The 23,992-nt window shown below is 78.4% G+C and carries 23 protein-coding genes; 16 read left to right on the top strand and 7 right to left on the bottom strand.

Annotated features, from left to right (window positions below):
- Together ACRYR7_RS09995 and ACRYR7_RS09990 are read left to right on the top strand one after the other, a co-directional pair.
- Positions 1 to 1,122 (top strand): sensor histidine kinase (locus ACRYR7_RS09995; RefSeq protein WP_432571936.1); only part of this gene is annotated, 1,122 nt, incomplete at its 5' end.
- Positions 1,119 to 1,811 carry a response regulator gene (locus ACRYR7_RS09990; protein ID WP_432571935.1) on the top strand — a complete coding sequence of 231 codons (693 nt, stop codon included), beginning with the start codon at positions 1,119 to 1,121 and terminating at the stop codon, positions 1,809 to 1,811. The genes ACRYR7_RS09995 and ACRYR7_RS09990, both read left to right, overlap by 4 nt.
- Positions 1,812 to 1,858: 47 nt before the next feature.
- On the opposite strand, the gene ACRYR7_RS09985 is transcribed toward ACRYR7_RS09990, so the two are convergent.
- Positions 1,859 to 3,619: a putative bifunctional diguanylate cyclase/phosphodiesterase gene (locus tag ACRYR7_RS09985; RefSeq protein WP_432571934.1), complete on the bottom strand. Its 1,761-nt coding sequence runs from the start codon at positions 3,617 to 3,619 to the stop codon at positions 1,859 to 1,861.
- An 81-nt stretch (positions 3,620 to 3,700) separates the two neighbouring features.
- Between ACRYR7_RS09985 and ACRYR7_RS09980 the strand changes: the two genes are divergently transcribed.
- On the top strand, positions 3,701 to 4,573 hold the full coding sequence (locus ACRYR7_RS09980) for an SMP-30/gluconolactonase/LRE family protein (RefSeq protein ID WP_432571933.1): 873 nt from the start codon (positions 3,701 to 3,703) through the stop codon (positions 4,571 to 4,573).
- 62 nt (positions 4,574 to 4,635) lie between these two features.
- Here ACRYR7_RS09980 and ACRYR7_RS09975 read toward each other — a convergent pair whose 3' ends face one another.
- Positions 4,636 to 5,094 (bottom strand): MerR family transcriptional regulator, encoded by a 459-nt coding sequence (locus ACRYR7_RS09975; RefSeq protein WP_432571932.1) that lies wholly within the window; start codon positions 5,092 to 5,094, stop codon positions 4,636 to 4,638.
- A gap of 214 nt (positions 5,095 to 5,308) precedes the next feature.
- Between ACRYR7_RS09975 and ACRYR7_RS09970 the strand changes: the two genes are divergently transcribed.
- Entirely contained in the window at positions 5,309 to 6,499 is a 1,191-nt protein-coding gene (locus ACRYR7_RS09970) for a C40 family peptidase (protein ID WP_432571931.1), read from the top strand.
- A gap of 43 nt (positions 6,500 to 6,542) precedes the next feature.
- Here the strand turns inward: ACRYR7_RS09970 and ACRYR7_RS09965 are convergent, their stop codons facing one another.
- Positions 6,543 to 7,067: an inorganic diphosphatase gene (locus ACRYR7_RS09965; protein ID WP_432571937.1), complete on the bottom strand. Its 525-nt coding sequence runs from the start codon at positions 7,065 to 7,067 to the stop codon at positions 6,543 to 6,545.
- 184 nt (positions 7,068 to 7,251) lie between these two features.
- Between ACRYR7_RS09965 and dacB the strand changes: the two genes are divergently transcribed.
- The 10 genes from dacB (at position 7,252) to ACRYR7_RS09915 (ending at position 16,624) form a co-directional block, all read left to right on the top strand.
- Positions 7,252 to 8,688 carry a D-alanyl-D-alanine carboxypeptidase/D-alanyl-D-alanine endopeptidase gene (gene dacB / locus ACRYR7_RS09960; RefSeq protein ID WP_432571930.1) on the top strand — a complete coding sequence of 479 codons (1,437 nt, stop codon included), beginning with the start codon at positions 7,252 to 7,254 and terminating at the stop codon, positions 8,686 to 8,688.
- A gap of 90 nt (positions 8,689 to 8,778) precedes the next feature.
- Complete coding sequence (locus ACRYR7_RS09955; protein WP_432571929.1) at positions 8,779 to 9,954, top strand: zinc-dependent metalloprotease; 1,176 nt, start codon at positions 8,779 to 8,781, stop codon at positions 9,952 to 9,954.
- An 18-nt stretch (positions 9,955 to 9,972) separates the two neighbouring features.
- Positions 9,973 to 10,968, top strand: coding sequence for a tRNA lysidine(34) synthetase TilS (tilS, locus tag ACRYR7_RS09950; protein ID WP_432571928.1), 996 nt, complete (start codon positions 9,973 to 9,975; stop codon positions 10,966 to 10,968).
- A gap of 36 nt (positions 10,969 to 11,004) precedes the next feature.
- Positions 11,005 to 11,556, top strand: coding sequence for a hypoxanthine phosphoribosyltransferase (hpt, locus tag ACRYR7_RS09945; protein ID WP_432571927.1), 552 nt, complete (start codon positions 11,005 to 11,007; stop codon positions 11,554 to 11,556).
- A 198-nt stretch (positions 11,557 to 11,754) separates the two neighbouring features.
- Positions 11,755 to 13,725 (top strand): ATP-dependent zinc metalloprotease FtsH, encoded by a 1,971-nt coding sequence (gene ftsH / locus ACRYR7_RS09940; protein ID WP_432571926.1) that lies wholly within the window; start codon positions 11,755 to 11,757, stop codon positions 13,723 to 13,725.
- A complete protein-coding gene (folE, locus tag ACRYR7_RS09935; protein ID WP_432571925.1) occupies positions 13,722 to 14,336 on the top strand; it encodes a GTP cyclohydrolase I FolE in 615 nt (204 codons plus the stop codon). Before ftsH ends, folE begins: the two co-directional genes overlap by 4 nt.
- A gap of 8 nt (positions 14,337 to 14,344) precedes the next feature.
- Positions 14,345 to 15,226: a dihydropteroate synthase gene (gene folP / locus ACRYR7_RS09930; RefSeq protein ID WP_432571924.1), complete on the top strand. Its 882-nt coding sequence runs from the start codon at positions 14,345 to 14,347 to the stop codon at positions 15,224 to 15,226.
- Entirely contained in the window at positions 15,223 to 15,636 is a 414-nt protein-coding gene (gene folB / locus ACRYR7_RS09925; RefSeq protein ID WP_432571923.1) for a dihydroneopterin aldolase, read from the top strand. The genes folP and folB overlap by 4 nt, the downstream gene beginning before the upstream one ends.
- Positions 15,633 to 16,157, top strand: coding sequence for a 2-amino-4-hydroxy-6-hydroxymethyldihydropteridine diphosphokinase (gene folK / locus ACRYR7_RS09920; protein WP_432571922.1), 525 nt, complete (start codon positions 15,633 to 15,635; stop codon positions 16,155 to 16,157). Before folB ends, folK begins: the two co-directional genes overlap by 4 nt.
- On the top strand, positions 16,154 to 16,624 hold the full coding sequence (locus ACRYR7_RS09915) for a DUF3180 domain-containing protein (protein WP_432571921.1): 471 nt from the start codon (positions 16,154 to 16,156) through the stop codon (positions 16,622 to 16,624). The genes folK and ACRYR7_RS09915 overlap by 4 nt, the downstream gene beginning before the upstream one ends.
- Here ACRYR7_RS09915 and ACRYR7_RS09910 read toward each other — a convergent pair.
- From ACRYR7_RS09910 to ACRYR7_RS09895, 4 genes are all read right to left on the bottom strand, one after another.
- Positions 16,570 to 18,120, bottom strand: a complete 1,551-nt coding sequence (locus ACRYR7_RS09910; RefSeq protein WP_432571920.1) for a diguanylate cyclase domain-containing protein — start codon at positions 18,118 to 18,120, stop codon at positions 16,570 to 16,572. The two genes, ACRYR7_RS09915 and ACRYR7_RS09910, sit on opposite strands and share 55 nt — an antisense overlap.
- Before the next feature lie 94 nt (positions 18,121 to 18,214).
- Positions 18,215 to 19,168, bottom strand: coding sequence for a manganese catalase family protein (locus tag ACRYR7_RS09905; RefSeq protein ID WP_432571919.1), 954 nt, complete (start codon positions 19,166 to 19,168; stop codon positions 18,215 to 18,217).
- Positions 19,169 to 19,332: 164 nt separating this feature from the next.
- The gene (locus ACRYR7_RS09900) at positions 19,333 to 20,355 is read right to left on the bottom strand and encodes an endonuclease/exonuclease/phosphatase family protein (protein WP_432571918.1); all 1,023 of its coding nucleotides are present in this window, start codon (positions 20,353 to 20,355) and stop codon (positions 19,333 to 19,335) included.
- 52 nt (positions 20,356 to 20,407) lie between these two features.
- On the bottom strand, positions 20,408 to 21,607 hold the full coding sequence (locus tag ACRYR7_RS09895; protein ID WP_432571917.1) for an ABC transporter ATP-binding protein: 1,200 nt from the start codon (positions 21,605 to 21,607) through the stop codon (positions 20,408 to 20,410).
- A gap of 56 nt (positions 21,608 to 21,663) precedes the next feature.
- Here ACRYR7_RS09895 and ACRYR7_RS09890 point away from each other — a divergent pair, with 56 nt between their 5' ends.
- Both ACRYR7_RS09890 and ACRYR7_RS09885 read left to right on the top strand, forming a co-directional pair.
- The gene (locus tag ACRYR7_RS09890) at positions 21,664 to 22,221 is read left to right on the top strand and encodes a PH domain-containing protein (protein ID WP_432571916.1); all 558 of its coding nucleotides are present in this window, start codon (positions 21,664 to 21,666) and stop codon (positions 22,219 to 22,221) included.
- Entirely contained in the window at positions 22,218 to 23,747 is a 1,530-nt protein-coding gene (locus ACRYR7_RS09885; protein ID WP_432571915.1) for a PH domain-containing protein, read from the top strand. The genes ACRYR7_RS09890 and ACRYR7_RS09885 overlap by 4 nt, the downstream gene beginning before the upstream one ends.
- Positions 23,748 to 23,992: the final 245 nt, after the last annotated feature.

The raw sequence follows: 23,992 nt of genomic DNA, 5'->3' as shown, positions 1-23,992 counted from the left end.
GGGGGGGGGGGGGGGCGGGGGGGGGGGGGGGGCGGCGCGGCGGCGGAGGCCCCCCCGCCCCCCCCCCCCCCGCCCCCCCCCCCCCCCCCCCCCCCCCCCCCCCCCCCCCACGGCCTGGAGCCGGCGGACCTGACGCGGCTGTGGGAGGTCGACGACGCCGTCCTGCACTCCCTGCGCGAGGGCCTGGTCGTGCTGGACACCGCCGGGCGGGTGCAGGTCGTCAACGACGAGGCCCGCCGGCTGCTGCCGCCCGGGCCGGAGGGCGCCGCCGACGGCGTGCCCGGCGTGGAGCTGCCGCCGGCGGTGCGCCGCCTGGCCGAGGGCGGGGAGGACGTCGTGGACGACGTGCAGGTCACCGACGACCGCGTCCTGGTCGTCAGCCGCCTCGACGCCCGCTGGGAGGGCCGCCGCGTCGGCACCGTGGTCACGCTGCGCGACCACACCGAGCTGGAGGCGCTGACCCGGGACCTGGACGCGGTGCGCGGGCTGGCGGAGGCGCTGCGCTCGCAGGCGCACGAGGCGGCCAACCGCCTGCACGTCGTGGTCACCCTCGTCGAGCAGGGCCGCGGCCGGCAGGCCGTGGAGTTCGCCACCGCGGAGCTGGCCGCCGCGCAGCAGCTCACCGACCTCGTCGTCGCCGACGTCGCGGACCCGGCGGTGGCCGCGCTGCTGGTGGGCAAGTCCGCGCAGGCCGCCGAGCGCGGCGTGGAGCTGGAGGTGGAGCCGGACACCGCGCTGCCCGAGGGGCTGCTGCCGGCGCGCGACCTGGTCACCGTGGTGGGCAACCTGCTGGACAACGCGGTGGAGGCGGCGCTGGCCGGCGCGGAGCCGCGGTGGGTGCGGGTGCGCACCGCCTGCGGGGACGGCGTGGTGGAGGTGCGGGTGACGGACTCCGGGGCGGGCTTCCCGGCCGGGTCGCTGGAGCGGGCGCTGCAGCGCGGCTGGTCGCGCAAGGAGCAGCGCCTGAACCCCGCCGGCGCGCACGGGCTGGGCCTGGCGCTGGTGGGCCAGGTGGTGCGCCGGCACGGCGGCTCGATCGCCCTGGAGGAGCCGGTGACCCTCGACGACGGCGGCGGCACGGTCGTGGTGCGCCTGCCCGCGGGGGAGGGGGCGCGGCGGTGATCCGGGTGCTCGTCGTCGAGGACGACCCGGTGCTGGCCGCCGCGCACGCCCGGCTGGTGCGGGGCGTGGCCGGCTTCACCGTGGCCGCCGCCGTGCACTCCGGCCGCGAGGCGCTGGCCGCCGTGGGCGCCGGCGGGGTGGACCTGGTGCTGCTGGACATGACGCTGCCCGACATGGACGGGCTGCAGGTGCTGCGGGCGCTGCGCGCGGCCGCCGTGGGCGCCGACGTCGTGGCCGTCACCGCCGCCCGCGAGCCGGCGGTGGTGCGCCAGGCGCTGTCGATGGGGGTGGTGCAGTACCTGCTGAAGCCGTTCACCGCGGCCTCGCTGGAGGAGCGGCTGCGCTCCTACGCGCGCTTCCGCGCCGAGGTGGCGCGCGCCGCCGGCGGCGGGTCCGACGCGCTGGACCAGCAGGCCATCGACGAGGCGCTCTCGCAGCTGCGCACCTCCACCGGCCCGGCGCGCGGGGTGGTGCCGGCGACGCTGCAGGCCGTGGTCGCCGCGCTGCGCGCCGCCCCGCCCGGCGCGGGGCTGTCCGCCGCCGAGGCCGCCGCCGCCACGGGCCTGTCGCGGGTCAGCGCCCGCCGCTACCTGGAGCACCTGGCCGGCGCCGGCCGCGCCCGCAAGGAGCCGCGCTACGGCGGCTCGGGGCGCCCGGAGCTGGCGTACCTGCCCACGCCGGGGCTGTGAGCGCGGGGCCGTGAGCGCCGGGGCCGTGAGCGCCGGGGCCGCGGGCCTCAGGCCGCCCCGGTGCGCTGCGGCGCGCGCGCCAGCCGCTCGGCCAGCTCCCGCGGCGGCACCGGGCGGCTGAAGAGCCAGCCCTGCGCCAGCGGGCAGCCCATCTCGGCCAGCAGCCGCGCCTGCTCGGGCGTCTCCACGCCCTCGGCGACGACCTCCAGGCCCAGGGTCCGGCTCAGCCCCAGCAGCGCCTCCAGCATCCCGGCCCGGCGCGGGGAGGTGGTGATGTCGGCGGTGAAGCCGGCGTCGAGCTTGAGGTAGTCCGCGGGCAGGGTGTCCAGGCGGCTGAAGGCCGAGTAGCCGGTGCCGAAGTCGTCGATCGCCACGGCGATGCCGTGCTCGCGCAGCGCGCGCAGCGCCGCCAGGGCCTGCTCGGAGGAGGCGTCCACGACGCTCTCGGTGACCTCCAGCACCAGCGAGGTCGCCGGGAAGCCGGTGGCCGCCAGGACGTCCAGCACCCGCCGCGGGTAGTCCGCGCGCGCCAGCTCGCGGCCGGAGACGTTCACGGTGAGCAGCAGCTCGCGCCCGGCGGCGGCGCGCACCGCCAGCGCGCCGCGGCAGGCGTCGGCGAGCACGGCCGGGCCCAGCTCGTGCACCAGGCCGCTGGTCTCGGCGGCGTGCACGAACTCCAGCGGCGGCACCGCCCCGCGCTCGGCGTGCGTCCAGCGGGCCAGCGCCTCCACGCCCACGACCGCGCCGTCGGCGGGGTCCACCAGCGGCTGGAACCAGGCGCGCACGTCGCCGGCGGCCAGCGCCGCGGCCAGGTCGTGCGCCAGGGCCGCGGAGGCGTCGTCCAGCAGCCGGGACTGCCCGCGCCCGGCGGCCTTGGCGGCGTACAGGGCGCTGTCGGCGCGGCGCATGAGGTCGGCGCCGCTCTCGCCGGGGGAGAGCTCGGCCACCCCGCACGACAGGCCGGCGCGGCGGCTGGCGGTGCGCAGCGCCTCCACCCGCTCCAGCGCCGCCGGGCCGGGCACCCCCGGCAGCAGGACGGCGAACTCGTCGCCGCCGTAGCGGGCCAGCACCGCCCCGGCGGGCAGCGCGGCGCGGCACTCCCGGGCGACCGCGCGCAGCAGGTCGTCGCCGGCGGCGTGCCCGGAGCGGTCGTTGACGCGCTTGAAGTGGTCCACGTCGAGCAGCGCGGCGGACAGGGGCGCGCCGGTGCGGGCGGTGGCGGCCAGGGCGCCGTCGAGGGCGTCGTCGAAGCCGCGGCGGTTGGCCAGGCCGGTGAGGCTGTCGCGCCCGGCGCTGGCGGCGCGCTGCACCAGCAGCCCGGTGACCACCGACAGGAAGGTGAGCACCACGCCCATCGACACCGACACCCCCGGCGTCACCCCGGGCCGGTCGCACAGCGCCCACGCCCCCGCGCACGCCAGCAGCACCAGGTGGGCCACCGACTGCCGCCAGGTGCAGAAGAAGACGACGAAGACCGCCACGAACAGGTACACCGCGGAGATCGCCAGCGCGGTGCCGATGGTGGGGCACACCGGCACCGCCAGGGTGATCAGCGCGGTGCCGGAGCCGGCGACGAGGTGGAAGGCCCAGCGCGGCAGCGCGCGCCCCAGCAGCACCAGCAGCGCGCCGGCCAGCAGCGCGGTCACCGCCAGGGCGCCCAGGTGCAGGCGGGCGGCGGTGGTGGGGAACGGCGAGCCGAGGACGACGGCCAGCGCGGCGACGCCGCCGGCCAGGTAGAACGCGCCCGCGGTCGGCGCCATCACGCGCGGCGTGGCCACGGCGGGGGCGGCGGGGCGGGCAGCGGGCACGGTGGTTCGTCGGCCCGCCGGCGCGGCCCCTGGAGCGGGTCCACCCGGCCGGGCCAACGCCCGTCCCCTAGGGTGCGGGGCGTGGCTGCAGCGGAGCGCATCACCGACCGGGTCGTCTACCACGGCGAGGGACCGTGCTGGTCGCCGCAGTGGGGCGGCCTGCGGTTCGTCGACATGGTCGCCGGCGACGTCCTGACCCTGACCCCCTCCGGGGAGCTGACGCGCCGGCACTACGGCGACGTCGCGGCGATCGTGCGCCCGCGCACCGGCGGCGGGGCGGTCGTGGCGGTCGAGCGCGGGTTCGTGCTCGAGGACGCCGACGGCACCCTGACGCCGCTGCCGGAGCTGTGGGGAGCGGCCGAGGGGCTGCGGATGAACGAGGGCGGCTGCGACCCGGACGGGCGCTTCTACGCCGGCTCGATGGCCTACGAGCAGGACGGCGGCGCCGGCGAGGGCCGCGGGTCCGTCTTCCGCCTGGACCCGGACGGCTCGGTGCGCACCGTGCTGACGGGCGTGACCATCTCCAACGGCCTGGGCTTCAGCCCCGACGGGACGCTGGCGTACTACAACGACACCCCCACCGGCCGCACGGACGTCTTCGACTACGACCGCGAGGGCGGGCTGGCGAACCGCCGCCCGTTCGCGCAGGTCAACGACGCCTCCGGCTCGAACAACCCCGACGGGCTGTGCGTGGACGCCGAGGGCGGGGTGTGGACGGCGCTGTTCGGCGGCTCGGCGGTGCGCCGCTACGCCCCGGACGGGACGCTGGACGCCGTGGTGGAGGTGGGCGCGCGCCAGGTGACCGCGTGCACCTTCGGCGGCGCGGACCTCGACGAGCTGTTCATCACGACCTCGCGCGAGAACCTCGCCGACGACGACGACCCCGCGGCGGGCAGCGTGTTCCGGTTCGTCCCCGGCGTGCGCGGCCTGCCGGTGCTGCCCTTCGCCGGCTGAGCCCGGCCGGTCCCGGACGACCCCGGACGAGCCCGGGCGCGGCCGGCGGCCGCGCCCGGGGCTCAGCCCGCGGCGGTGGCGCCGTCCTGCTCCTGGCGCACCGGCGGCTCCGGGGCGGGGGAGCTGCCGTCGGAGCGGCCGGCGGCCTCGTCGCGCAGCCGCTGGGCGAACTCCTCGGCCATCGCGAGCTTCTCGCGCAGCTTCTCCACCCGGGCGTCCGCGGCGGCGCGGAACTCGTCGAGCTGGTCGAACAGCGTCTCGCGGGGGGTGTCCGAGGGCACCCGGCCGTCCAGGGCGTCGAGGATCGCCAGCAGCCGGCGCATCTCGTCCAGGGAGAAGTCCAGCGGCTTCATGCGCTTGAGCACCATGAGCCGGTACACGTCCATCTCGGTGTACAGCCGGAAGCCGCCCGGGGTGCGCGCGGACGGCGCGACCAGGCCCATCTCCTCGTAGTAGCGGATGGTGCGGAAGCTGTAGCCGACCCGCTCGACGACCTCGCCGATCTGCATGAGCTCGCTCAACGGCGGCTCCTCCGTCCTCGTGCGCCCCCGGCGCGGGGGCGCCCGGCGGTCCGGCGGTCGATCGTACGCGCGGGGGCGGGCCCCGGCGCCCCGGCGATCCCGGCGGGCTCCCGCGCCCGCGGGCCGTTCCCGGGGCGGGCCCGCGCGGCTAGTGTGCGCCGTGTGACGGGACCGAGCACCCGCGGCGGCGTCCAGGCCCGTGCCGGGGTCCGTCGTGGCTGAGGGCCCCGGCCGCCGCGCCCTGCTGGTGGCCGCGCTGGGGGCGCTGCCGCTGCTGGCGGCCGCCCCCGCGCACGCCCAGCCGCTGCCGCCCGGCCCGGGCGAGGTCGAGGCCGCCCGGGCGGCCGCCGCGGCCGCCGCCGCGCGCGTGGCGGCCCTGCAGGCGGAGCTGGGCGCGCAGCAGCAGGCCCTGGAGGACGCCCACGTGCGCCTGTCCGTCGCCGCGGAGGACTACGACGAGGCCGCCGCCCTGCTGCGCCAGCGCTCCGAGGAGGCCGAGCGCGCCGACGGCGCGGCCGCCGCCGCCCGCGCCGCGCTGGCGGAGTCCCGCCTGGCCCTGGGCCGCTTCGCCTCGCGCAGCTACCGCGCCACCGCCGGCGACCTGGGCCCGCTGGCCACGGTGCTGGGGGCCCGCTCGGCGCAGGACGTGCTGGACCGCTCCGCCGCCCTGGAGCGGGTCGCCGCCGCGCGCGACGAGGCCGTCGACGGCGCCCGCGGGGCCAGCGCCGCCGCCGGGGCCGCGCAGGCCGCCGCGCGCGACGCCGCCGGCGCCCAGCAGCGCGCCACCGACGCCGCTGCCGCGGCCCGCGCCGCCGCCGAGGGCGCCGCGGCCGCCGCCGACGCCCTGCTGGCCGCCACCCGGGCGCGCGAGGAGCAGGTCCTCGCCGAGCTGGCCGCGCTGCAGGACACCTCCGTGCTGCTGGAGCGCCGGCGCCTGGACGCCCTGGCCGCCGAGGAGCAGGTGCGCCGCGAGGCCGCCGCGCGCGCCGAGGTGCAGGGCTCCGGTGCGCCGGTGCGCCCGGCCCCCGGCCCCACCCCGGGCGCGGACGCCGCCGTCGCGCGGGCCCTGGCCCAGCTCGGCAAGCCCTACCGGTGGGGCGGGGAGGGCCCGGACGCCTTCGACTGCTCCGGGCTGGTGCTGCGCGCCTGGGAGGCCGCCGGGGTGGCGCTGCCGCACTCCTCGCGCCTGCAGCGCTCGCGCGGGGACGAGGTGGCGCTGGCCGACCTGCGGGCCGGCGACCTGGTCTTCTACGCCACGGACACCTCCGACCCGGCCACGGTGCACCACGTGGGCCTGGTGGTCGCGCCGGGGCTGATGGTGGAGGCCCCGCACAGCGGCGCCGTCGTGCGCACCGCCTCGATCTACCGCTCCGGGCTGCTGCCGCTGGGCACCCGCCCGCGCTGAGCGGCCTCCCCCGGGCGGCGCGCAGCCGCCCGGGGGTGCTGCGTCAGTGGCCGGCGCCGGCCTCGTACGAGGTGCCCTTGGCGCGCTCGTAGGACGCGGCGATCTCCCGCTCGGCCTCCTCGCGGCCGGACCAGTTGGCGCCCTCGACGGACTTGCCGGGCTCGAGGTCCTTGTAGGTCTCAAAGAAGTGCTGGATCTCCAGGCGGTCGAACTCGCTGATGTCGTCCAGGTCCTGGATGTTGTCCCAGCGCGGGTCGCCCGCCGGCACGGCGAGGACCTTGTCGTCGCCGCCGGCCTCGTCGCGCATGTGGAACATGCCGATGGGGCGGCAGGCGATGAGGCAGCCGGGGAACGTGGGCTCCTCCAGGAGCACCAGCACGTCCAGCGGGTCGCCGTCCTCGCCCAGCGTGCCCTCGATGAACCCGTAGTCGTGCGGGTAGCGGGTGGACGTGAACAGCATGCGGTCCAGGCGGATGCGACCGCTCGCGTGGTCCACCTCGTACTTGTTGCGCTGACCCTTGGGGATCTCGATGGTCGCGTCGAACTCGGTCGGCTGCGTCGGCTTCACGACCTCGTCCGAGGGGTGGTTCTCCGACGTGGGTGCCTTGGTCACGCTGCTCCTCTCGCGGGGCCCGGCGGGGCCCTCCTGGTCGCCCCGGCGCCACGTCCGGCGCCCGGCGGTCGCGCTAGTGTCGCGCAGTCGCCCGCCGGCCACGGACGGGCGGGTCGGGACGGGGGACGAGGGGGATCGGGTGCGCAGGGCCGCGACGGGTCTGACCGGTGCCGGCGCCGTGCTCGCCCTGCTCGCCGGGTACGCCGGCCTCGACGTCGCCGGCGCCGTGCCCGGCCCGCTGACCACCGCCGCGCCGCCCACCGCTGCACCGCTGCCCACCGCCCCGGCCGCCGCCGTGCCGGACGCCACCGCCGCGCCCGTGCTGCCCGCCCCGGACACCGCCGCGCCCGTGCCCGCCCCGGCCGCGCTGGAGCGGCGCACCGCCGCGGCGCTGGCCGACCCGGCCCTGGGCGGCGCGCCGGCCGCCGAGGTCGCCGACGCCCTCACCGGCGAGCGGCTGCTCTCGCGCGAGGCCGCCGGCCCGCGCGCGCCGGCCTCGGTCACCAAGCTGCTCACCGCCGCCGCCGCGCTGAGCGCGCTGGGGCCCACCTCGCGCGCGGCCACCACCGTCGTGGCCGGCGAGGCGCCCGGCCAGGTCGTCCTGCGCGCCGGCGGCGACGTGCTGCTGGCCGCGGGCGCCGGGGACCCCGACGCCGTCGCCGGGCACGCGGGCCTGGCCGACCTGGCCGCCGCCACCGCGGCCGCGCTGCGCACCGGCGCGGGCGGCGCGGGTGCGGGCGGCGCCGTCACCGTGCTGCTGGACGACGGCGCCTTCACCGGCCCGGCCGTCTCCCCGGGCTGGGCCGGCGGCGACGTCGCCGCCGGGTACGTCGCCCCCATCGCCCCGGTCGCCGTCGACGAGGGGCGCCTGGCGCCCGGCCCCAGCGCCCCGCGCGCCCCCGACCCCGCCCTGGCCGCCGCGCGCACCTTCGCCCGGCTGCTGGGGGAGCGGGGCGTGGCCCTGGCGAGCGGCGCCGTCGCGCGCGCCGCGGCCGCGCCCGGCGCCCGCGAGCTGGCCCGGGTGGAGTCCGCCACCACCGCCGAGCAGGTCGAGCTGATGCTCACCGACAGCGACAACACCCTGGCGGAGGTCCTGGGCCGGCGGGTGGCGCTGGCCGCCGGGCGCCCGGGCACCTTCGACGACGCCTCCACCGCCGTCACCGACGCCGTGGCCGCGCTCGGGGTGGACACCACCGGCGTGCTGCTGCAGGGCGTCAGCGGCCTGGGGCGCGGCACCCGCCTGCCCGCGCGCGTGCTCACCGACCTGCTGGTGCTGGCCGCCTCCCCCGAGCACCCCGAGCTGTCCGCGCTGGTCAGCGGCCTGCCGGTCGCCGGGGTCACCGGGACCCTGACCGACCGCTACGGCGGCGAGGGCGCCCCCGCGGCGGGCGTGGTGCGCGCCAAGACCGGCACCCTCACCGGCGTCAGCTCCCTGGCCGGGTACGTGCGCGACGCCGACGGGCGGCTGCTGGCGTTCGCGGTGCTCTCGGACACCGTCCCGGCCGGCGCTTCCTGGGGCGCGCGCCGCGCCGAGGACCGCTTCGCCGCGGCGCTGGCGGCCTGCGGCTGCTCCTGACCCCCGCCCGCGCGGGCCCTGCGCGGGCCCTGCGCGGGCCCCGCGGCGTCCCGGCCGGTGCGCGCGGCCCGCGCCGCGTAGCGTGCGCCCATGGACGCACCGCCGGACGCCGCCGCGTCGAGCGCACCGCCGGGCGCACCGGCGGGGGAGCGCACCGTCGCCGCCTACCTCGACTTCGACCTGGCCGCGCGCGTCGCCGCCCGGCTGGCCCCGGCCGGCCCGGCCGCCGGGCCCGACGAGGTCGCCGACGCCGTCGGCGCGCTGCGCGAGGCCGCCGCCGGGGCCGCCGGGCCGGTGGCCGCCACCGCGCGGATGCGCCGCGACCCCGCCGCCGGCGAGGAGCCGCCCGCGCTGGTCGTCGACCGCGCCTCGTGGGCGCGCGCCAACGTCGAGGCGTTCCGCTCCCTGCTGGCGCCGGTGCGCGTGCCCGCCCCGCCGCCGGGGCGGCGCCCGGCGCGGGCGGGCGGGCGGGCCGAGCGCGCCACCACCGCGGTGGGCCGGCGCGCCACCGGCGCCGAGACGGGCGCCCTGCTGGCGTTCCTGTCCTCGCGGGTGCTGGGGCAGTTCGACGTGTTCTCCGGCGTCGACGACGGCGGCCCGGGGCGGCTGCTGCTCGTGGCGCCCAACGTCGTGCAGGTCGAGCGGGAGCTGGGGGTGGACCCGGGCGACTTCCGCCGCTGGGTGTGCCTGCACGAGGAGGCGCACCGGCTGCAGTTCGGGGCGAACCCCTGGCTGCGCCGCTGGCTGGCGCAGGAGGCCCGCGAGCTGTCGGCGGACCTGCTCTCCACCCAGCGCGACCTGGGCGAGCGGCTCTCCGGCGCGCTGCGCGGGCTGCCGGAGGTGCTGCGCGGCGAGGGCGACGGCGGCACCGCGACGGGCACCGGCGTCGGCGTGGTGGACCTGCTGCAGACGCCGCAGCAGCGCGAGCGGGTGCGCCGGCTGGTGGCGGTGATGTCGCTGCTGGAGGGCCACGCCGACGTCGTCATGGACGACGTGGGCCCGCAGGTGGTGCCCACCGTGGCCACGATCCGCGAGCGCTTCACCGAGCGCCGCCGCGGGCGCGGGGCGCTGGACCAGCTGACGCGCCGGCTGCTCGGCCTGGACGCCAAGACCCGCCAGTACGCCGACGGCGCCCGCTTCGTGCGCGGGGTGCTGCGCGAGGTGGGATGGGACGGGCTGAACGCGGTGTGGCGCGGGCCGGAGTCCCTGCCCGCGCCGGCGGAGGTGGCCGACCCCGGCGCGTGGGTGCGCCGGGTGCACGGCTGAGCCCGGCGGGACCGGGGGGTGGTCGGCCCGCCGCGCGAGGTCGCCGCGGTGCGCGCGGCGGTGCGCGCGGACCTGCGCGCGCTGGCCGCGCGGCACCCCGGCGCCCTGGTGCTCGTGGCGTGCAGCGGCGGCGCGGACTCCCTGGCGCTGGCCGCCGCCACCGCCTTCGAGGCCCCGCGCGCCGGGCTGCGCGCGGGGGCGGTGACCGTCGACCACGGCCTGCAGGAGGGCTCGGCGGACCTGGCGCGGCGCGTGCGGGAGGTGTGCGCGGGCGCGCTGGGCCTGCAGCCGGCCCTGGTCGCCCGGGTGGCCGTCGGCCGTCCGGGTGGTCCCGAGGGCGCCGCCCGCGAGGCCCGCTACGCCGCGCTGGAGCGGCTGGCCGACGGCTGCGGGGCCGCGGCGGTGCTGTTGGGGCACACCCTGGACGACCAGGCCGAGACGGTGCTGCTGGGCCTGGCGCGCGGTTCGGGCACCCGCAGCCTGGCCGGGATGGCGCCGGTGCGCGGGCCCTTCCGGCGCCCGCTGCTGGGGCTGGGGCGCGCGCTCGTGCGCGCCGCCTGCGCGCTGGAGGGCCTGCAGGCGTGGGAGGACCCGTGGAACGCCGACCGGCGCCTGGCGCGCGCGCGGGTGCGCCACGACGCGCTGCCGGCGCTGGAGGCGGCGCTGGGGCCGGGGGTGGCCGCGGCGCTGGCCCGCTCGGCGCGCGCGCTGCGCGAGGACGCCGACGCCCTGGACGAGCTGGCCGCCCGGCGCGACCCCTTCCGCGACGGCCGCGCGCCGGTGGAGGAGCTGCTGGCGGCCCCCGCGGCGCTGCGCCGGCGCTGGCTGCGCCGGGCGGCGCTGGCGGCCGGCTGCCCCGCGGGCACCCTGGCCGCGGTGCACGTGGACGCGGTGGAGGCGCTGCTGCTGCGCTGGCGCGGGCAGGGCCCGGTGCACCTGCCGGGGGGTGCGAGGGCGCACCGCGCGTGTGGCAGGCTCCACCTCACGCCCGCGGGTGGCGACCCCACCGGCTGAGGCGCCCCCCGACGCACAGACCTCCCGGAGGAACCCGTGGACGCCGCCACCGCCGGCACCGACCTCGCCCACGTCCTGCTCACCAGGGAGCAGGTGGCCGGCCGGGTGGCCGAGCTGGCCGCACGGCTGGACGAGGACTACGCCGACAAGGACGTCCTGCTCGTGGGCGTGCTCAAGGGCGCCGTGATGGTGATGGCCGACCTCTCGCGCGCCATGAGCATCCCGCTGTCGATGGACTTCATGGCCGTCAGCTCCTACGGCTCGGGCACGAAGAGCTCCGGCGTGGTGCGCATCCTCAAGGACCTGGACACCGACATCTCCGGCCGCCACGTGCTCGTGGTGGAGGACATCATCGACTCGGGCCTGACCCTGTCGTGGCTGCTGGCCAACCTCAGCTCCCGCGGGCCGGCGTCGGTGCGGGTGTGCGCGCTGCTGCGCAAGCCCGAGGCCGCCAAGGTGGAGGTGGACGTGGCCTACGTGGGCTTCGACATCCCCAACGAGTTCGTCGTCGGCTACGGCCTGGACTTCGCCGACAAGTACCGCAACCTGGACTGCGTGGCCACCCTGGCCCCGCACGTCTACAGCTGACCCCCGCCGGCCCCCCGCGGCCGGGGCCGTTCCGCTGACAGCGGACGCCCGGGCCGGCGCAGGAACGGGGGGGTGCCCCCGCCCGTTGCAGGGACGACAATGGTGACCACCGGCGGTCCCGCGAGCCCCTGAGGCAGCGGTGTACCGTCGGGAGTCCTCACGACCGAGCAGGAGGGACAGGGGGCGACCCCTCCACAGATGTCGAACCTCAAGCGTGTAGTCCGCGGCCCGTGGCTGTGGATCGTGGTGGCCGTGGCGGTCGTCGCGATCGGCGCGTCCTTCTTCGCCTCCAGCGGCACCACCGAGGTGTCCACGACCCGCGCCCTGCAGATCATCGAGCAGGACAGGGTGCAGAGCGCCACCCTCACGGACGGCAACCAGCGCATCGACCTGCGCCTGAAGCAGGGCGAGGACGTCGACGGCGCCACCACGGTGCGCTCGTACTACATCGCCCAGCGCGGTGGCGAGGTCCTGGAGGCCCTGGAGGCCAGCCCGCCGCCCGGTGGCGTCACCGACGAGGTGCCCACCACCAGCGTGCTCTCCTCGCTGCTCTTCACGGTCGGCCCGATCCTGCTGCTCCTGCTGCTGTTCTGGTGGCTGATGAGCCAGATGCAGGGCGGCGGCAGCCGCGTCATGAACTTCGGCAAGTCCAAGGCCAAGATGATGACCAAGGACACCCCCAAGACGACGTTCGCGGACGTCGCCGGGGCGGACGAGGCCGTCGAGGAGCTCCACGAGATCAAGGAGTTCCTCTCCGAGCCGGCGAAGTTCCAGGCCGTGGGCGCCAAGATCCCCAAGGGCGTGCTGCTGTACGGCCCGCCCGGCACCGGCAAGACGCTGCTCGCGCGCGCCGTCGCGGGCGAGGCGGGCGTGCCGTTCTACTCGATCTCCGGCTCCGACTTCGTCGAGATGTTCGTCGGCGTGGGCGCCTCGCGCGTGCGCGACCTGTTCGAGCAGGCCAAGCAGAACGCCCCGGCGATCATCTTCGTCGACGAGATCGACGCCGTGGGCCGCCACCGCGGCGCCGGCCTGGGCGGCGGGCACGACGAGCGCGAGCAGACGCTGAACCAGCTCCTCGTCGAGATGGACGGCTTCGACGTCAAGGCGAACGTCATCCTCATCGCCGCCACGAACCGCCCCGACATCCTCGACCCGGCGCTGCTGCGCCCGGGCCGCTTCGACCGCCAGATCGCGGTGGAGGCCCCCGACATGGAGGGCCGCCACAAGATCCTGCAGGTGCACGCCAAGGGCAAGCCGATGTCCCCGGGGATCGACCTGCTCGCCGTGGCCCGCCGCACGCCGGGCTTCTCCGGCGCGGACCTGGCCAACGTGCTCAACGAGGCCGCGCTGCTCACCGCGCGCGCCGGCGCCAAGGTCATCGACGACGCCGCCCTCGACGAGGCGATCGACCGCGTCATGGCCGGCCCGCAGAAGCGCACCCGCCGCATGAGCGAGAAGGAGCTGAAGGTCACCGCGTACCACGAGGGCGGCCACGCCCTGGTCGCGGCGGCCCTGCCCAACACCGACCCGGTGACCAAGGTGACGATCCTGCCGCGCGGGCGCGCCCTGGGCTACACGATGGTGCTGCCCACCGAGGACAAGTACTCCACCTCGCGCAACGAGATCCTCGACCAGCTCGCGTACGCCCTGGGCGGGCGCGTGGCCGAGGAGCTGGTGTTCCACGACCCCACCACGGGCGCCTCGAACGACATCGAGAAGGCCACCGGGATGGCCCGCAAGATGGTCACCCAGTTCGGCATGAGCGAGCGCATCGGCGCCATCAAGCTCGGCACCGGTGGCGGCGAGGTGTTCCTGGGCCGCGACATGGGCCACGAGCGCGACTACTCCGAGGGCGTCGCCGGCATCGTCGACGAGGAGGTGCGCCGCCTCATCGAGGCCGCGCACGACGAGGCGTGGGAGATCCTCGTGGAGCACCGGCAGGTCCTCGACGCCCTCGTCGTGGCCCTGCTGGACAAGGAGACCCTGAACCAGGCGGAGCTGGCGGAGATCTTCGCGCCGGTCGTCAAGCGCCCGCAGCGGCCCGTGTGGCTCTCCAGCGAGCGCCGCCACGTCTCCGACCTGCCGCCGGTGGCGGGCCCGCGCGAGCGCGCCGCGCTCAACGGCCACGGCGCCCAGGCCCCGATGAACCGGACCCACGAGGAGCCGTGACCGGTCGCACCACCCACCTGCCCGAGGCCGGCACCGGCGCGGGCGTGGACACCGCCCGCGCCGAGGCCGCGGTCCGGGAGTTCCTCCTCGCCATCGGCGAGGACCCGGACCGCGAGGGCCTGCGGGACACCCCGGCGCGCGTGGCCCGCGCGGCCGGGGAGCTGTTCGCCGGGCTGTGGCAGGACCCCGCCGACGTGCTGGCCACCGACTTCGGCCTCGAGCACGACGAGCTGGTGCTGGTGAAGGACATCGAGGTCCAGTCCACCTGCGAGCACCACCTGCTGCCCTTCCACGGCGTCGCCCACGTCGGGTACATCCCCGGCGAGCACGGCCGCGTCACCGGCCTGTCGAAGCTGGCCCGGCTGGTGGACGTGTACGCCCGCCGCCCGCAGCTGCAGGAGCGGCTGACCACGCAGGTCGCCGACGCGCTGGTGGAGCGCCTGCACCCGCGCGGCGTCATCGTCGTGGTGGAGTGCGAGCACTCCTGCATGACCTACCGCGGCGTGCGCAAGCCCGGCGCGAAGACGGTCACCTCGGCGGTGCGCGGCGCGCTGCGCCACCCGGCCACCCGCGCGGAGGCCATGAGCCTCATCGTCGCGGGGCACCGGTGAGCGCCCCCGTGGACGCACCCGCGGGCGCCCCGGGCGCCCCGGACCCGGCGGCGCTGCTGGCTCCCGGGCGCTGCCGCGTCCTGGGCGTGGTCAACGCCACCCCCGACTCCTTCTCCGACGGCGGGCGCCACCTGGCCGCCGCCGACGCGGTGGCGCGCGGTCTGGCGCTGGTGGCCGCCGGCGCCGACGTGGTCGACGTGGGCGGGGAGTCCACCCGCCCCGGCGCGGCCCGCGTGGACGCCGCCGAGGAGCTGCGCCGCGTGGTGCCGGTGGTGCGCGAGCTGGCTGCCCGCGGCGTGGCCGTCAGCGTGGACACCATGCGCGCCGACGTCGCCCGCGCCGCCGCGGGGGCCGGCGCGGTCCTCGTCAACGACGTCTCCGGCGGCCTGGCCGACCCCGCGATGGCCGCCACCGTCGCCGAGCTGGGCGTCGGCTACGTCCTGTCGCACTGGCGCGGGCACTCCGACGTCATGACCTCCCTGGCCGTCTACGACGACGTCGTCGCCGAGGTGGGCGCCGAGCTGTCCGCGCGCCTGGACGCCGTCGCGGCCGCCGGCGTGGACCCGGCGCGGGTCGTGCTCGACCCCGGCCTGGGCTTCGCCAAGGTCGCCGAGCACGACTGGGCGCTGCTGGCGGCGCTGCCGCGGCTGGCCGCGCTGGGGCGCCCGCTGCTGGTGGGCGCCTCCCGCAAGCGCTTCCTGGGCGCCCTGCTGGCCGGGGACGACGGCGCGGTGCCGCCGCCGGCGCAGCGCGACGACGCCACGGCCGCCGTCTCCGCGCTGGCCGCGGCGGCGGGCGCCTGGGGCGTGCGGGTGCACGAGGCGGCGGCCTCGGCCGCCGCGGTGCGCGTGGCGCGGGCGTGGGCGCTGGCCGGGGCGGGGGCCGCGTGAGCTCGCTGGAGGCCGCCGGGCCGGTGCTGGACGCGCACGGGCGGGTGCTGGACCGCATCGTGCTGCGCGGCCTGCGCGCCACCGGCCGGCACGGGGTGCTGGACTTCGAGCGCCGCGACGGGCAGCCCTTCGGGCTGGACGTCGCGCTGCACCTCGACACCCGCGAGGCCGCCGCCGGCGACGACCTGGCCGCCACCGTGGACTACGGCGCGCTGGCCGAGGAGCTGGTGGGCGTGCTGGCGGGCGAGCCGGTGGCCCTGGTGGAGACGCTGGCCGCGCGGGTCGCCGAGCGGTGCCTGGCCCGCTCGCCGCGGGTGGCCGCCGTCGACGTCGTCGTGCACAAGCCGCGCGCACCGCTGAGCGTGCCCTTCGACGACGTGGAGCTCGTCGTGCGGCGGGTGCGCGCGTGAGCACGGCCCCCTCGGCCTCCTCGGACGCGCCGGCCGCGCCGGTGCCGGTGGTGCTCTCCCTGGGCGCGAACCTGGGCGACCGGGCCGCGGCGCTGCGCGCCGCGGTGGCCGCGCTGCGCGCCGCGGAGGGCCTGGAGGTCGACGCCGTCTCCGAGGCGGTGGCCAGCGCACCGGTGGGCGAGGTGCTGGACCAGCCGGAGTTCCTGAACCTGGTGGTGCTGGGCCGCACCACCCTGTCCCCGCGCGCGCTGCTGGAGCTGTGCCACGAGGTGGAGCGGCGCGGCGGCCTGGACCGCTCGGTGAAGGTGCCCGGCGGCCCGCGCCCCATCGACGTGGACGTCGTCGCGCACGGCCGGACGGTGCTGGACGAGCCGGACCTGGTGCTGCCGCACCCGCGCGCCCGCGAGCGCGCGTTCGTGCTGGCGCCGTGGGCGCGGCTGGACCCGGACGCGGTGCTGCCCGGCCCGCGCGGCGGGCCGGTGCGCGAGCTGCTGGCGCGCCTGGGCGGGCCGCTCCCGTGAGGCCGGCGCGACCGGGGGTCCTGCTGGCCACCGGGTTCCTCGCCGCGGTGCTGACCTGGTCGGGGCTGCGGGCGTGGACGGGCACCGGCGGTTCCGAGCCGCAGCTGGTGTGGCGCACGACGCTGACGATCGGCCTGCTCGTGGTGGCGGTCCTGGGCCTGGGCTGGCCGGTGCGGCAGTGGGTGCGCGGGGAGAAGGGCCGGCGCATCGACGCGCTGCGCGCGGCGCGCACGGCGGTGCTGGCCAAGGCCGCCACGGTGGCCGGGGCGCTGCTGGCGGGCGCCTCGGCCGGGTTCTGCGCGCACTACCTGCCCACCCTGGACATCGACGCGCGGCGCGAGCAGTTCCTCGTGGCGCTGGCCGACCTGGTGCTCTCGGTGCTGCTGCTGGTGGTGGGCCTGGTGGTGCAGCGCTACTGCCGCGTGCCGCCGGAGGAGGACGAGCCGCGCACCGGCGCGGAGGCCTGAGGCCCCGCGCCCTCCACGCCCCCAGCGCCCCCCGCGTCCCCCGTGCCGGGGCGGCCCCGCCCGTCGGGCCCGCCGTCCAGCACCGGGTGCAGGTGCACCCGGTTCTTCCCGGCGCGCTTGGCGTCGTACATCGCCGCGTCGGCCGCGGCCAGCAGCCCCTCGGCCAGCCGGTGCGGGGCGGGGTCCCCCGCCGCCAGGGCGGCGCCCACGCTCACCCCCACCCGGAAGGTGCCGCGGTCGGTGACCACCGGCTCGCGCAGCGCCGCCAGCAGCCGCCCGGCCAGCGCGTTCAGCGGTTCCGGCCCGCGCACGCCGGGGCACACGACCGCGAACTCGTCCCCGCCCAGCCGCGCCAGGGTGTCGCCCTCGCGCGCGCACGCGGCGAAGCGCGCGGCGACCTGCCGCAGCACCTCGTCGCCGGCGCCGTGACCGGCGGTGTCGTTGACGTCCTTGAACCCGTCCAGGTCGCAGAACAGCACCCCGGCCGGACCCTCGGCGAGGGCGCCGGTGAGCCGCTCGCGCAGCAGGACGCGGTTGGGCAGGCCGGTCAGCGCGTCGTGGCGGGCCTGGTGCTCCAGCGCCGCGGCGGCCTCGCGGTGCACGGCGCGCACCTGCGCGTCCAGGCGCCGGCGCTCCTCGCGGTGCAGCACCAGCGGCACGACGACGACGAGCAGGACGATCGCCAGCAGCTGCGCGTCGAGCACGGCCCGCTGCAGGGGCAGGTCGCGGAAGACCCCCAGGCCCTGGGCCGTGGCCAGCACGAGCACGCCGGTGCCCAGCACGATGCTGAGCACGGCCGTGCGCGCGGACAGGCGCAGCCCCGCCCACACCGCGAACGGGGCCTCCAGGAAGGCCAGGGAGGCGTTGCCGGGCCGGCCGAACAGCCAGCTCAGCAGGACGCTGCCGCCGAGGAGGACGACCACGGTCTCCACGGGCCCGGCCTGGGCGGGCAGCGGGTCCAGGTGCCGGTCCCCGGCGCGCAGCCACACCACCGCCACCGCCAGGGCGCTGGCGGTGTGGCGCACCACCCACCCCGCGAGCAGGGCGAGGGGCGCCTCGCCGGTGCCGGAGGCGGCGCTGAGGGCGGCCACGGGCAGCCCCGCGACCAGGGCGCCGGTGCTCAGCGCCAGCAGCAGCACCCACACGTCGCCCGGGCCGCGCAGCCGGAAGCCGCGCGGTTGCAGGCGGTGGTGCACCCAGCAGGCGGTCAGCGCCTCCAGGGCGCCGGCCAGGCCGAAGAGCGCCGCGGCCGCGAGGGGCTGGCCGTCCAGCAGCAGCGCGAGCGTGCCGGTGAGCACCAGCAGCGCGGCGTCGCGCCGGCGGGTGCGCGGCTCGTGCCAGGAGCGCGCCAGCCACGCGAACGCCACCCCGGCGGCCGGCCACAGCACGCTGGCCTCGCCCTCCACGACGCTGGCGCGGCCCAGCAGCACGGCCAGCACGTGCAGCAGGGCCAGGCCGGCCGGGGCGGCCGCGCGGCGCAGCCGGGAACGGTTCACCCCAGCGGCATCGGCGGGCGCCGGGCGCGGGTCGATCGGCCGAGGGGGTGGTGCCGGAGGGACCACCGGCACCACCCCCGTCCGCTCCGGCGCGTCAGCCCTTCAGCGGACCGTACGTCATCTGCGGCTCGGCCATCTCCAGGTCGGCGGTGGCCTGGATGAGCTCGATGAGCTCGGGGTCCAGGCCGGGCGCGAACTCCTCGTAGCGCTCCTGCGCGATGGTCAGCGGGGCGCCCTCGGGGGCCTGCTCGCCGGCGTCGAGCTCCGTGCCGTCCTTGGACGGGGACGCGCCGCGGTAGATCTTCGCGGCCTCGGAGGCGCCGGTGAGGTCGAACGTGTACTGCTTGCTCTGCCAGCCGAGGTCCACCATCTGCTTGACCTCGGGGAACCGCTCGGCGTTGGTCTTCGGGATCGGCAGCAGCTTCTTCCAGTCCACCCCGAGGGTCTCCAGCGCCTTGGCGTACCCGTTCTCGTGGGCCTGGTCGCGCACGATGAGGTAGCTGACGGTGGAGCGCAGCGTCTTGTTGCTGGACATCTCGTAGATGCGGCACTTCTGCAGCCGCCCGGTGGACTCCAGCATGAGGTTGTAGAGCAGGTCCAGCACGAGGTTGCCGGAGTTGTAGACGTAGCTGCCGCTCCAGGGGTTGCCGGCGGAGTCCACCGGCAGCGCGCCCTGCGCGCCCACCAGGTAGTGGTGGATGTTGCTCTCGGTCAGCGCGTTGGCCAGGGGCGTGGCCCCGCCGGCCCCCGGGGTGTCCAGCGGGTCGCTCTGCTTGCCCTGGTAGCGCGGGGAGCCGTCGAGCAGGCGCGCGATGGTCGTGCCGATGAGCTCGACGTGGCTGATCTCCTCGGTGCCGATGCCCTGCAGCAGGTCCTTGTAGGGCTTGGCGGCCGGGCCGCGGAAGTTCATCGACTGGAACAGGTACTGCATCATCGTGCGCATCTCGCCGAACTGGCCGCCCAGGCCCTCCTGCAGGGCGTTGGCCGCCGCGGGGTCCGGCTCGTCCTCGGCGATCTCGTGGATGAGTTTCTGGACGTGCAGGTACACGGGGGTGTCCTCTCGTCGCGTGCAGCCCGCGGTCGACGGGGTGCCCCGTCGCGGACCGCGGCCAGTCTGGAGCGAGGTGGTTGAGCCCGCACCCGGAGGAGGGGCCGCGACGGTGCCCGCCGGTCGGCCGGCGCCGCAGCGCCACTGCCGCGTCGCCCCGCGCGTCAGCGCCGCCAGCGCAGGTCCGCCACCACGGGGGAGTGGGTGCTGCCGCCGGCGGCGCCCTCGGCGTCGGCGACCGGTTCCAGCCCGGCGGCCAGCACCACGTCGACCCGGGCGAAACCCGGGTTCGAGCCGCGCGTGAGCTGCGGGCGGGTGCCCACCGCCCGGTGCACGTCGGTCAGCCCCCCGCCGTCCGGGCCGTCGCCGGTCAGCACCCGCAGCGGCTCGTTGAGGTCCGAGGAGTTCATGTCGCCGCCGACGACGACGGGCCCGCGCGCGCCCAGCTCCCGGACCACGGCCGCGTAGCGGCGCGCCTCGGCCACCCGGGTGCGGGCGGCCTCGGCCGTGCCGCCGGCGGGGTTGGCCGCGCGGTCCCCGGGCGTGCACGCCAGGCACGGGGAGGCCAGGTGCAGCGAGAGCACCGGCAGCGCGCGCGGCCCGCCGCGCGCGGAGGCGTCCAGCACGACCACGCTGGCCGGGCGCGCCCCCGCCGGCAGCCCGTCCACGGCCGTGGCCGAGGTGATCGGCAGCGTGGACCACACCGCGTCGCCGTCGGCGCCGTCGGCGGTGCTGCTCAGCCCGCCGTACCAGCGGTGCGCGTACTGCGGGTAGCGCGCCTCCAGCCCCTCGCGCGCGCGGGGGTCGACCTCCTGCAGCAGCAGCACGTCGGGGTGGTGCTGGTCCACCAGCGCCCGCAGGCCCTGCAGGCCGCGGGTGCCCGTGGTGTTGAACGTGGCCACCCGCAGGTCCGCCGCGCCGCCGCCGCGGCCGGGCAGCGCGTACGGGCCCAGCAGCGCTCCGGCGGCCACCGCCGGCACCAGCACCGAGGCCAGCACCCCCCACGCGCGCGCCGCCACGGCCACCGGCACCACCAGCAGCGCCGGCGGCAGCCACCAGAACGCCAGCAGCGCCGCCGCGTACGTGTAGGCGGTGCCGTCGCCCAGCACCGCCACCGCCGCGAGGGTGGCGGTGGCGGCCGCGCCGTACAGCAGCGCCGGCGCGCGCAGCAGCGACCCGGCCCTCACCGCCGGCGCGGAGGGCCCGCGGGACGCGGACGGATCGCGGGACGCGGACGGCTCACGCCGCGCCGGTGCCGTCGGCCGCCGGCGCGGCGCCGCGCAGGGCGGTGTGCACCACGTCGGGGGTGAGCACGCCGAGGAACTCGGTGCCCTCCAGCACCGGCAGGAACCGCAGCTCCTGCCCCAGCAGGGTGGAGAAGGCGTTGCGCATCGTCTCCGCCCGCTGCACCACCACCGGGAACGGCTGCGTCCAGTCCGCCACGCGCCCGGCGCGGTCCCCGCGCCGCATCGCCTCGGTGAGCGCGCCGCGCGGCACCCACCCCACGAGCTCGCGGCTGTCCGGCTCCAGCACCACGCCCCAGGAGCGGCCGTCGACCTCCAGCGCCGTCGCGGCGTAGGCCACGCCGTCCCCGGGCGCCAGCGTCGCCGGCACCTCCAGGTCCTCCGGGCGGATGGGCGTCACCGCCAGGCGGCGCAGCCCGCGGTCGGAGCCGACGAACTCCACGACGAACTCCGTGGCCGGGTGCGACAGCAGCGTGCCCGGCGCGGCGTACTGCTCCAGGTGCCCGCCGGTGGACAGCACCGCGATGCGGTCGGCCATCCGCACCGCCTCGTCCAGGTCGTGGGTGACGAACAGCGCCGTCTTGCCCAGCTCGGTCTGCAGGCGCCGGAACTCCGACTGCAGCCGGTCGCGCACCACCGGGTCCACCGCGCCGAACGGCTCGTCCAGCAGCAGCACCGGCGGGTCCGCGGCCAGCGCGCGCGCCACGCCCACGCGCTGCTGCTGCCCGCCGGACAGCTCGCGCGGGTAGCGGCGCCCGTGCACGCGCGGGTCCAGGCCCACCAGCTCCAGCAGCTCGTCGGCGCGCGCGCGGCGCGCCCGCGCGTCCCAGCCGAGCAGCTTGGGCACGGTGGCGACGTTGTCGCGCACCGAGCGGTGCGGCAACAGCCCGCCGGCCTGGATGACGTAGCCGATGCCCCGGCGCAGCTCCACCGCGTCCACGTGCGCGGTGTCGCGCCCGTCGACGACGACGCGCCCGCTGGTGGGCTCCACCAGCCGGTTCACCATCCGCAGGATCGTGGACTTGCCGCAGCCGCTGGGGCCCACCAGGGCCACCAGCTCGCCGCGGCGCACGTCCATCGTCAGCTCGCGCACCGCCTCGGTGCCGTCGCGGTACCGCTTGCCGACCCCCTCGAAGCGGATGGCCGGCTCCTCGTCCAGCTGCGCACCCGGACCGGTCCCGCCCTCGTCGATCACACCGGGAGCCTCGCCGACGCGGCGTCGCGGCGCAACGCGTCTGGCACGCTGGCGGCGTGGACGAGAAGGCGGGGAGCGGGACGGGGCGCGAGGGGGACCGCGGAGCGGACGGCCCCGGCGGCCCCGGCGCCCCCGTGGACCCGTTCGAGCCGCCGGGGGTGACCTGGCGGCGGGTGTCCCCGCGCCTGGTCACCTCCCAGCGCACGGTGAACACCCTCACCAGCGCGCCGCTGGTGCTCGTGCTGCTCGCCCTGGCGCTCTGGCTGACGTGGTGGATCGCGCTGGGCGCCCTGGCCGTCGCCGCGCTGTGGGCCTGGGGGTGGTGGCTCAGCGGCCGGCAGGTGCCCGCCTGGGGGTACGCCGAGCGCGACGACGACCTGCTCGTGCGCCACGGGCTGTTCTTCCGGACCCTCGTCGTGGTGCCCTACGGCCGCCTGCAGTACGTCGACGTCGAGGCCGGCCCCGTGGACCGCCGCTTCGGGCTGGCGAAGGTGCAGCTGCACACCGCCTCCCCGGACAGCGACGCCGCCATCCCCGGCCTGCCCCCGGAGGAGGCCGCCCGCCTGCGCGACCGGCTCGCCGAGCGCGGGCAGGCCCGCCTGGCGGGGCTGTGAGCACCGCCGTCCCGCCGCCCGCGCAGGGGCCCGCGCCCGACGGCGGGCCCGCCGCGGACGTGGTGCCCCCCGAGGTCGCCGCCCGCCTGGACGCCCCCACCCGCGCCGTCCTCGACGACCCCGGCTGGCGCCGCCTGCACCCGATCACCCCCCTGCTGCGCGCCTGGAAGATCGTCGCCGCCGTCCTCACCGTCGTCGTCGTGCAGAACGCCGACGAGGTCGTGCGCGCCGACGTGCCCGCCTGGGTGCTGGCCCTGGTCCTGGTTGGCGGCCTGCTCGTCATCGCCGTGGTCGGCGCCGTCTACAGCGCCCTGGCCTGGCGCCGCACCCGCTACCGCATCGACGCCCGCGCCGTGCACGTCGAGCGCGGGGTCCTGTGGCGCCAGGAGCGCCGCGCCCAGCTCGACCGCCTCCAGGCCGTCGACGTCGTGCGCCCCCTGCTCGGCCGCCTGCTCGGCCTCGCCGAGCTGCGCCTGGAGGTCGCCGGCGGCTCCGGCAGCAAGGTCTCGCTGGCGTACCTGCGCGAGGAGGAGGCCCAGCGGGTGCGCAACGCGCTGCTCGCCGCGGCCGCCGGCGTCGACCTCGACGACGACGGCCGCGGCGCCCTCACCGCCCCCGAGGCCCCGCACCGGCCCGTCGTGCAGGTCCCCCCGCGCCGCGTCGTGCTCGCCGCGCTGCGCTCGGCCGGCACCGTCCTGGTCCTCCTGGCCGCCGTCGGCCTGGTCGTCGGCGCCGTCGCCGCCGGCAGCGCCACCCCCCTCGTGGCGGCCCTGCCCGGCGCCCTGGGCGTCGGCTCCGCCGCCTGGCAGCGCTTCAGCCGCGGCTTCAACTTCACCGTCGCGGAGTCCCCCGACGGGCTGCGCCTGAGCCACGGCCTGCTCGAGCAGCGCTCGCAGACCGTCCCCCCCGGCCGCGTGCAGGCGCTGCGCATCACCCAGCCGCTGCTGTGGCGCCGCCCCGGCTGGTGGCGCGTGCAGGTCAACGTCGCCGGCTACGGCGGCTCCAGCGGCGACGACGCCAAGGAGGCCACCACCGTCCTGCCCGTGGGCACCGAGGAGGAGCTGCTGCGGCTGCTGGCCGTCGTGCTGCCCGGCATGGCCCCCGGCACCGACGGCGACGGCACCCTCGACGGCGTGCGCGCCGGGCTCACCGGCCGCGGCGGCGACGGCGGGTACACCCCCGCGCCCCGCGCGGCCCGCTGGCTCGACCCCGTCGCCTGGCGCCGCCACGGCTACCTCGTCACCGGGCACGCCCTGCTGGCCCGCAGCGGCCGCGTCGAGCGCTGCCTCGACGTCGTCCCGCACGCGCGCACCCAGAGCCTCGGCGCCGTGCAGGGCCCGCTGCAGCGCCGCCTCGGCCTGGCCAGCGTCGCGCTGCACTCCACCCCCGGGCCCGTCGAGCCGCGCGTGCGGCACCTCGCGGCGCCGGTCGCGGCGCGGCTGCTGACCGAGCAGTCCCTGCGCGCGCGCGCCGCCCGCGCGGTCGCCGGCCCCGAGCGCTGGATGACGGGGACCCCTCCCGCCTGAGCCCCGCGCGGACCCGGCCCCGCACCCGCCCGGGTGCTCGGCGGGCTCCGCGCGTGGTCGGGTCCCGCGACCGCCCCCCTCCCGCTCCCGCCGAGCCGCGCGTCCCCGCTGTCCGCTGGCACCGTCCCGCGCGCTGCCGGGTCCACCCGGTGCTCCCGACCCCTCCCCGCGCCGGACCCGCGCCCTCCGCGGTGCTCGCGCAGGACGGGGCGAGCAGCACGGGCGGACGTCCTGAGCGGATGGGG

Source organism: Kineococcus gurbantunggutensis (genome assembly GCF_050871925.1).
Lineage (GTDB): Bacteria > Actinomycetota > Actinomycetes > Actinomycetales > Kineococcaceae > Kineococcus.
Note: the sequence above shows the minus strand (reverse complement) of the source record. Positions and strands in the feature narration are given on the sequence as shown.